At 48.3% G+C, this 8,858-nt stretch carries 8 protein-coding genes; 5 read left to right on the forward strand and 3 right to left on the reverse strand.

Annotated features, from left to right (window positions below):
* The first annotated feature begins 8 nt into the window (after nucleotides 1–8).
* From J1782_RS02935 to J1782_RS02955, 5 genes are all read left to right on the forward strand, one after another.
* Nucleotides 9–1,685 carry a polysaccharide biosynthesis/export family protein gene (locus J1782_RS02935; RefSeq protein ID WP_152324281.1) on the forward strand — a complete coding sequence of 559 codons (1,677 nt, stop codon included), beginning with the start codon at nucleotides 9–11 and terminating at the stop codon, nucleotides 1,683–1,685.
* Entirely contained in the window at nucleotides 1,685–3,724 is a 2,040-nt protein-coding gene (locus tag J1782_RS02940; protein WP_217152376.1) for a capsular polysaccharide biosynthesis protein, read from the forward strand. Before J1782_RS02935 ends, J1782_RS02940 begins: the two co-directional genes overlap by 1 nt.
* A gap of 44 nt (nucleotides 3,725–3,768) precedes the next feature.
* Nucleotides 3,769–5,040, forward strand: a complete 1,272-nt coding sequence (locus J1782_RS02945) for a capsule biosynthesis protein (protein WP_217152377.1) — start codon at nucleotides 3,769–3,771, stop codon at nucleotides 5,038–5,040.
* A 26-nt stretch (nucleotides 5,041–5,066) separates the two neighbouring features.
* On the forward strand, nucleotides 5,067–6,050 hold the full coding sequence (locus tag J1782_RS02950; RefSeq protein ID WP_217152378.1) for a right-handed parallel beta-helix repeat-containing protein: 984 nt from the start codon (nucleotides 5,067–5,069) through the stop codon (nucleotides 6,048–6,050).
* 114 nt (nucleotides 6,051–6,164) lie between these two features.
* Nucleotides 6,165–6,914, forward strand: a complete 750-nt coding sequence (locus J1782_RS02955; RefSeq protein ID WP_217152379.1) for a hypothetical protein — start codon at nucleotides 6,165–6,167, stop codon at nucleotides 6,912–6,914.
* A gap of 58 nt (nucleotides 6,915–6,972) precedes the next feature.
* On the opposite strand, the gene J1782_RS02960 is transcribed toward J1782_RS02955, so the two are convergent.
* From J1782_RS02960 to J1782_RS02970, 3 genes are all read right to left on the reverse strand, one after another.
* Nucleotides 6,973–7,662 carry a 6-hydroxymethylpterin diphosphokinase MptE-like protein gene (locus J1782_RS02960; RefSeq protein ID WP_217152380.1) on the reverse strand — a complete coding sequence of 230 codons (690 nt, stop codon included), beginning with the start codon at nucleotides 7,660–7,662 and terminating at the stop codon, nucleotides 6,973–6,975.
* Nucleotides 7,646–8,608 carry a hypothetical protein gene (locus tag J1782_RS02965; RefSeq protein ID WP_217152381.1) on the reverse strand — a complete coding sequence of 321 codons (963 nt, stop codon included), beginning with the start codon at nucleotides 8,606–8,608 and terminating at the stop codon, nucleotides 7,646–7,648. Before J1782_RS02965 ends, J1782_RS02960 begins: the two co-directional genes overlap by 17 nt.
* Nucleotides 8,592–8,858 (reverse strand): hypothetical protein (locus J1782_RS02970; RefSeq protein WP_217152382.1); only part of this gene is annotated, 267 nt, incomplete at its 5' end. The genes J1782_RS02970 and J1782_RS02965, both read right to left, overlap by 17 nt.

Here is an 8,858-nt window from a genome sequence, read left to right on the forward strand (position 1 = left end):
AGCTTGTTATGAAATTATTGAAGTCCGTTTTGATTTTGCTGGCCTGCCAGCTCACCCAGGCGAATGCCGTGGGAATTAATGCCGATCCGAACATGACCGGTGCGGCACCTTTGCCGACATTTTTGACCGGTCAGACGCAGCAAACGTCGTCGGATACCGGGTTTGATGATTCTCCACCGCCGCCGGTTCCGGCGGTGATGAGCCGTATGTTTGGTGCGCAGTTGTTCACCGGCGGTGCGGCGGCGGATAACGCGGCAAGCATTGGTTTTAACCCGAACTACGTGGTCGGGCTGGGCGATCAGGTTCAGATCCGCCTCTGGGGCGCTTTCAACTTTGACGGCGCGCTGACTGTTGACCCCAAAGGCAATATCTTCCTGCCAAACGTTGGCCCGCTCAAAGTTGCCGGTATTTCTAACAGCCAGCTGAACAGTGTGATCACCACCAAAGTGAAACAGGTTTATCAGGCCAACGTAAACGTCTACGCCTCGTTGTTACAGGCGCAACCGGTAAAAGTCTTTGTGACCGGTTACGTCACTAACCCCGGCTTATACGGCGGCGTGGCGTCTGATTCTCTGCTCTCTTACCTGAGCAAAGCGGGCGGCGTCGACACCGAACGCGGCAGCTATGTCGATATCGTGGTGAAACACAACGACCGCGTGCGTTCGCGCATCAATCTTTATGACTTTTTGCTGAACGGCGATCTGCGCCTGTCACAATTCTCGGATGGCGACACCATCGTTGTCGGGCCGCGTCAGCACACGTTCAGCGTGGAAGGCGACGTCTTCAACAGCTACGACTTTGAATTCCGTGACAGCACGATCCCGGTCAGCGAAGCCCTGAGCTGGGCACGTCCGAAACCGGGCGCGACGCACATGACCATCATCCGCCAGCAGGGCAGCATGAAACGCAGCGAATACTACCCGCTGAGCTCTGCGCCGGGCCGGTCATTGCAGGATGGCGATAAGCTGATCATCAGCTCTGACCGCTATGCCGGCACTATTCAGGTGCGCATCGAAGGCGCGCATTCCGGTGAACACGCCGTGGTACTGCCGTATGGCGCCACCATGAGCCAGCTGTTGCCGAAAATCCGCACCAACTCCATGTCGCAGATCAATGCCATTCAGCTGTACCGCCGCTCCGTGGCGATCCGCCAGAAAGAGATGCTGGATCTTACCTTGCAGAAACTGGAAGAAGCGTCTCTTTCTGCCCAGTCCTCCACGCAGGAAGAAGGGCGTCTGCGCGCACAGGAAGCGCAGCTGGTCAGCCGCTTTGTGAATAAAGCGCGTCAGGTGGTGCCGAAAGGTGAAGTGGTCCTGAACGAAGACAACCTGAACCAGGTGATCCTGGAAGACGGCGACGTGATTAATATTCCGGAAAAAACCTCGCTGGTCATGATCCACGGCGAAGTGCTGTTCCCGAACGCCGTCAGCTGGCAGAAAGGGCTGAGCCCGGAAGATTACATCGAGAAAGTCGGTGGCTTTACGCAGAAAGCGGGTAACTCGAAAGTCATCCTGATTAAACAGAACGGCGAAGCGATTAACGCGGATGACGTGAAAACGCTGCAACCGGGCGATGAGCTGATGGTTCTGCCGAAGTATGAATCGAAGAACATCGAAGTCACGCGCGGTATCTCGACGATCCTGTATCAGCTGGCCGTTGCCGCGAAAGTGGTGCTGACAATTTAATGATCGGGATCTTTTCTGCGGGCATTCAGCGCATCCCGCATCTGGAAGCATTTCTCGGTGAAACGTGCCGCAAGCTTTCGTTGCTGCGGCCGGTGCCGGATGACATCACGCGGATTGCCGTGTGGGGTTACCGGCCAACGGGCGCGAAAGCCGTTGCGCTGGCCGAAAAATCTGGCCTGCCGGTATTACGTCTTGAGGACGGTTTTATCCGTTCTCTGGGGCTGGGCGTTTCGGGATGTCCGCCGCTTTCCATGGTGCTGGACACGCAGGGCATGTACTACGACGCCTCGCAGCCGAGCACGCTGGAAACGCTGATCCATCAGCATGAAGAGAACCGCCTGCTGCACGACGATGCCCGTCAGGCGATGCAGATGATCGTCGACGGTGACCTGTCGAAATACAACCAGGCACCGGTGTGTACCCTGGCGCAACCGGAACAGGGCGCGGTGCTGGTCGTCGATCAGACCTTTGGCGACATGGCCGTCGTGTACGGCAACGCCGGGAAAGAACAGTTCGACAATATGCTGCAAGCGGCGCTGGCTGAAAACCCGCAGTCTGAGATTTGGGTGAAGGTGCATCCTGATGTGCTATCGGGGAAAAAAGCCGGTTACTTCACGCAGCTCGGGGAGCAGGCGAAACAGGATCCGCGCATAAAACTGATTGCGCAGGACGTCAGCCCGCAGTCATTATTGCAACGCGTCACCCGCGTGTATGTGGTGACGTCGAATTATGGTTTTGAAGCGCTGATCGCCGGTAAACCGGTCAGCGTGTTTGGTCAGCCGTGGTACGCGGGTTGGGGGCTGACGGATGACCGTCATGTGCTTGCCGCAGAACTTCGCGTCCGACGCGGTAATGCCAGCATCGAGGATTTATTCGGGGCAGCCTGTTTGCGTTACAGCAGATATCTGAACCCGGTAAACGGCCAGGCGGGAACGTTATTTGACGTACTGAACTGGTTGCTGATGCAGCGTCAGCATCATCAGCAGCGGACAGGGCGCTTGTGGTCGCCGGGTCTGACACTCTGGAAGCGCAGCATTCTTGCGCCGTTCCTGCGGACCAAAACAAACAAAGTGAATTTCAGTAAACGTCATGCCGGTGAATCCGCCTGCGTGGTGTGGGGCACCAAAGGCGAACGCCGTTGGCACGAGGATGCACAAAGAAAAAGACTCCCGCAATGGCGAATGGAAGATGGATTTCTGCGTTCTGCCGGGCTGGGTTCTGATTTGCATCCGCCGCTTTCTCTGGTGCTGGATAAAACCGGTATTTACTACGACGCCACGCGGCCAAGTGACCTCGAAACGCTGCTCAGTGCGAGCCGTCTGACCGGTTTCCAGCAACAACGCGCAACACGACTGCGCCAGAGACTGGTGGCCAGCAAAGTCAGTAAATACAACCTCGGCGCGGCGTTTACGCTGCCAGCCGGAGCCAGCGGAAAGACCGTGATTCTGGTGCCGGGACAGGTGGAAGACGACGCGTCGATCCTGACCGGGACGATGGGATTACGCACCAACGGCGAGCTGTTGCGCACGGTGCGGGAACGCCACCCGGATGCCTACATTATTTATAAGCCGCACCCGGATGTTCTGGTGGGGAACCGGCAGGGAAATATTCCTGCTGAAGATGTCAGCCGGTGGGCAGACAGTCAGGCGCTGGATGCTGACATTATTCAGTGCATTCAGGCTGCTGATGAACTGCACACCCTGACGTCATTGTCAGGTTTTGAAGCCTTACTCCACGGCAAAAAAGTGGTGTGTTACGGCATGCCTTTTTATGCCGGTTGGGGACTGACGCACGATGAACATACCTGTTCACGCAGAACGCGCAGCCTCACATTAGACGATGTGGTTTATCAGGCGCTGATTGCCTACCCGTCGTATATCGACCCGCATAGCCGGGAGCCTATTTTAGCGGAGCAGGCGGTTGAACTTCTTGCTGCGACGCCACGGGCGCAAATGCAATTCTCAAAGATTAAGGCGGGCAGGATAGTTCGCTATTACAGGAAACTGCTCATGTTGATCCGGGTGACATTGACCACCTGAACCAGCCTCTTTTAAGCTTTTTGCGTAAATGGACACGGACAGAAATGGACAGTAAGGCGCTTACGACATTACTTTCTGGTAAAAAATATCTGCTGTTGCAGGGGCCGATGGGGCCTTTCTTCAGTGATTTAGCACAGTGGCTGGAGTCACTGGGGCGTGAAGCGGTGAACGTTGTTTTCAACGGCGGTGACAGATTGTATTCGCGAAAGCGTGAATACCGTTTGTACCAGCAGACGCCTCAGGAGTTTCCGACCTGGCTGAAAGAAACCTGGCAGGAGTACGACTTCGACACCATCGTGTGTTTCGGGGATTGTCGTCCGCTGCATCAGGCGGCTAAACGCTGGGCGCAGGCCAAGGGCGTGAGATTCCTCGCCTTCGAGGAAGGCTACCTGCGGCCGCATTACATCACGCTGGAACAAGGTGGCGTGAACGCCTATTCCGGCCTGCCGCGAGATGCGGAGTTCTACCGCAGCCTGCCAACAATGACTATGCCGGAAATCGAGCACCTGAAACCTTCAGGCTGGCAGCGCGTCCGCCACGCGACCGTATATTATCTCGCCGGATGGCGCTATCGCCATGATTTCCCGAAATACCGCCATCACAAATCCTTCTCGCCGTGGTACGAGGCGCGTTGCTGGACCCGTGCTGCCTGGCGTAAAAAACTGTATGCCTTCCGTCAGCGCCATGTGTTGCAGCAACTGCAAACAGATCTGGATCAGCGCTATTATCTGGCCATTTTGCAGGTGTATAACGACAGCCAGATCCGTAACCACAGCCCGTATAACGACGTGCGTGATTACATTAATGAAGTGATGCACTCGTTCGCTAAAAAAGCGCCTTCAACCGAGTTTCTGGTGATTAAACATCACCCGATGGACAGGGGGCACCGTCTGTACGGACCGCTTATCCGCCAGCTGGGTAAAAAATACGGTATCGCTAACCGCGTTATTTACGTGCATGACCTGCCGATGCCTGAGTTGCTGACACACTCCAAAGCCGTGGTTACGATTAACAGCACAGCGGGTATCTCCGCGCTTATCCATAACAAGCCGCTGAAAGTGATGGGCAGCGCGCTGTATGACATTAAAGGCATTACCTATCAGGGACATCTGAACCAGTTCTGGACCTCAGGATATAAGCCGGACATGAAACTGTTCAAACAATTCCGTCTATACTTGCTGCAAAATACGCAGATTAATGCGGTGTATTATGGCGGTCGCAAAGCCGATATTGCTGCAATAGCCGACAGCCAGTATCAGCCGGTATTTATCAGCCAAAAGCTGGTGATGAATTACATCAAGCGACAACCTTCGTAACGATCACCTTTGAGGAATATGCCCAGATGCAAAAATGTTTACCGATCAAACTCTGCGCATATTTCTCATTACCCATCCTGCTCCCCTTGTTTCTTACCGCCTGCGCGGACGCCGTTCCCTCGATGCATTCTCATGAGTGCGAACTGCCTGATGTCCGCGGTAATACCACGCTATCCCCTCACTGCGTTTATAAAGAAGCGGTCATCATCACCAGCAGCAATACCACGTTAGACTGCCGGGGTGCGGTGCTCGAGGGGGACAATCAACGCCCTTTTGGCATACTGATCAACAGCAAGGGTAAGCCGTTATCCGCTGTCACTGTCCGTAACTGCAAAGTGCGCAACTTTACCCACAGCGGCATCCGTATCACTTCCGACATCGCCGCCAACAAACTCAGCCCGAACCATGAAGAAAACTACCGCCGGACACCGACACGGATAACCCTCGAAAACGTTGAAGTCACCGGCAGCGGACGCGTAGGGATATACTTTGACGATTACGTCACTCATTCGACGTTGAGCCACTCGGTTGTCCGCGACTCGTATATGTCGGGTATCTACCTGGAACATTCATCGCGCAATAACAAAATCGTGGATAACCAGATTATCAATAATGGACATGAGAGTTTCGGCAAGGGAAAGCGGGAAGGATTAGCGGTGGATTCGTCGGCGTACAATCTTATTGAAGGTAACCGGTTTGAATCGAACGGGGCAGGGGGCGTATTTTTGTATAAGAACTGCGGCGAGCATTTCAGCACAGGCAAATCCGTGATCCGCTGGCAGCACAGCGACTACAACGTCATTCGCAATAACACCTTTGTAAATGAACCCGTCGGCATCTGGCTGGCATCCCGGCAAAACCGGGACTTATCAGGATTTGATTGCGGGGATAAACCGAGGGATGGAAGCCTTAAGTTTTATCCTGATTATGCCGATAATAATGTGGTGGAGGGGAATCGGTTTGATGGTGATGTAGTGAAAGTAAAAGATAATGGATTAAACAATCATTAGGTTTATCGAACAAAGTATATGGTTATTACATGAATGAAGTTATGAATAAAATAGTTGAGATGTGGTATTGTTAATAGAAAATACTTTGTAGTTATATAATAAGAATGGTGGGTTATGAGTAGCGAAATTGAAATTAATGTACTGAGAGAATGGGATAGGAATTATGTTCGTAATAAATACAAAGTAGCTATGCTCGGTGTGGAAGGGGTTTATTTTCCGTGCATTAATGCAAAGAGAATAATGGTTTTTTTTAGCTCGATGGGAAAAGACCGTTTTGATAGATACTCATGGTTTTGGGAAAAAAATGAAATTTGGGAAGATACTGCTTATCTTTTTATAAAAGATGATAGTTTTCATTATTTTCTTGGGACAGATGATAAACCAATGAAAGATAGCGTCAGAAAAGTTATTTCGCACTATCAGGAATTGAGTAGTACCACACCTGAGTCGACATATATGGTTGGTGGTAGCATGGGGGGATATGCAGCTATATACTTTGCATTTTATACTCAATCGCGGGCTGCCATTGTGGCTAACCCTCAGATTACATATAAAGCTGCAAGAATGCATCAATTCCAAAATTGGGAGCGCTCAATAAGAGAAATGGGGAGTCAGTGGTATGATCTTGATGATTTCTCAAAAAAATATGAAGTAAAACCTGCTATTTATCTCGAGTACGGTAATTACATGGCTGATAAGAAAGGGTGCGAGTCTTTAATCCAATCCTTGATTGAAGAAGAGTGTCTATTAATTGTCAGAAAAGAAAAATGGGATGGGCATACAGTGAACTCGCTGTTTAGAAATACAATTGAAAACGCAATCTCATTTTTTGAAAGAGAACCAAGAAATCTCCCAATCAAATAACTGTATCTATGCCTTGCAAGGGCTATCGCGATAGCCCTTAAAAACATTATTGGTTAAGTTAAACGCTCATTGTTGAAGGGCTTACATTTTCAAAAAGAGAATCAAACTCAATATAATCAATATGTGGCCTAAGGAACGAACGGGGACTGCAATTAATTAGTTTGCGCCCCTCTTTTCCAATAATGGTACTGGCATTCAAAATATTCCAGATCTGTACACTAGTAAAACTATCTTCAAGCTGTGGATGAGATTCTTTGTAAAATCTCGGCGATTCATGCGAATATCGCAAGTCGCATCCTAAAAGATAGATTTCTGAAGCACCTAAATAATATGCAAGTTGAATTGCTAACATCGTGGTTGTGCACCCAAAAAAATATCCTGCAGACAAGTTTTCAGAAAAACCATCTCTCTTTAGTGCATTAACATAGTAGGTCTTATTTGAAATATCTTTATCATCAAACTCTTCAAGTTCTTTTCTTAATATACGTATGGTTGAATGTGAGAGAAGATTCGTTCCAAATGGTTTCTTTTCTGGGTGCTGCAAAAATCTTGTGTCTGAAATGACATAATATTTAGAGGAGAAATCATATTTTTTCTCTAGCAACGTTGAAGCATTCATTCCAATCACAATTTCATTTTTGAGGAAGTTAAGATCGTGAGTGTTAATTGAAGGGCCATTAGCTAGGATAAATACTCGTTTACCAATTTCAGTGTTTTTAATATTTCGTATGCTATTGAAGATATTCATATGCTTCATCGAAAATCTCAGCCATTTTAATAGGAGTTAAATGAGTTTTGAAGTATTCAAAACTTTCATATTGTCTTCTAACTGTTTCATCAACATCGTCGGCTAACCTATTTAAAATACCAGCTATAGAAGAGCCATCGGCATATAAAAATGGTGGTAACACACCGGACGAGAAATTTGAAAATACTCTTTTTGAAAAATAGTCAGCTTTGTTTATTGAAATATTACCTGCGGCTAAACTTTCGATAGAGACTTGATGAAACCCACCTGTTGCAATTTCGTCGATAGAAACATGGCAAGTCCTTCGAGCACTCATCAATACTTTTGGTGAAACTGGATTCTCCGGCATAACTATTTCTATCTTACCTAACGCAACTAAAGCATTTACTGCCAAATCTAGCTCTTCAGTATGCTTATTATTCCATCTTCCGGGTCTCTTATGAGTAGGGCTGAACATCACTCGCAACTTCTCGCCTTGCTGCCTCGGTTCTACACTTGGTATATCTAAGAAAATATTAGGTACAACAATATGGTCAACATGGATTCTAGGTTGAAATTGACCAACCACTAATTTCAATACAAAAGGAAGGGGTATTGATTGGTGACGTGGAATATATAATGGTCCTTCACGTAATGGTGAATGGACCTGATAAACATATTTTGCACGTTGATTTGTTTCTAAAAGTCTTTTCGCCCATTCAGGAGGAATATCATTATGAATATGAATAATATCAGCCGCTATAATTGCTCTATCAATAATGGGCCTAGTGAAGTCATTCTCTATTATAAAATCTTCAATAAACATCCCTTGTAATGCAGATGGATAATCTTTTAAAGCTATAGCTATAGATGAATGTCCTACAAGACGTTGCGCGTAAGCAATTTTCGAGGGTGCGGCGACTAACGGGGTCTGCGATATATGAACAATTTTATATTTCTTTGACATCGAAGATCATTCCATCTGTTAAAAACATTTCGATTAGGTTGTGAGCTGAAGCCCCACTCTCAATATCTTCACACAACGATTTATAGCGCATATAAGCAGATTCTTTCATTGCTATTCCAATAACATTATTTGATAAATTAGAATAAAAATCCAACATGGTTGTAAAACGCTTGTTTTCGCTTTTATTTATTTTTAATATCCCATCGTAATTATAATAATCAAAATTTATGAAGTCATCCTTGTTAAAAGC

This window comes from Rahnella sp. BCC 1045, from assembly GCF_019049615.1.
GTDB classification, from domain to species: domain Bacteria; phylum Pseudomonadota; class Gammaproteobacteria; order Enterobacterales; family Enterobacteriaceae; genus Rahnella; species Rahnella contaminans.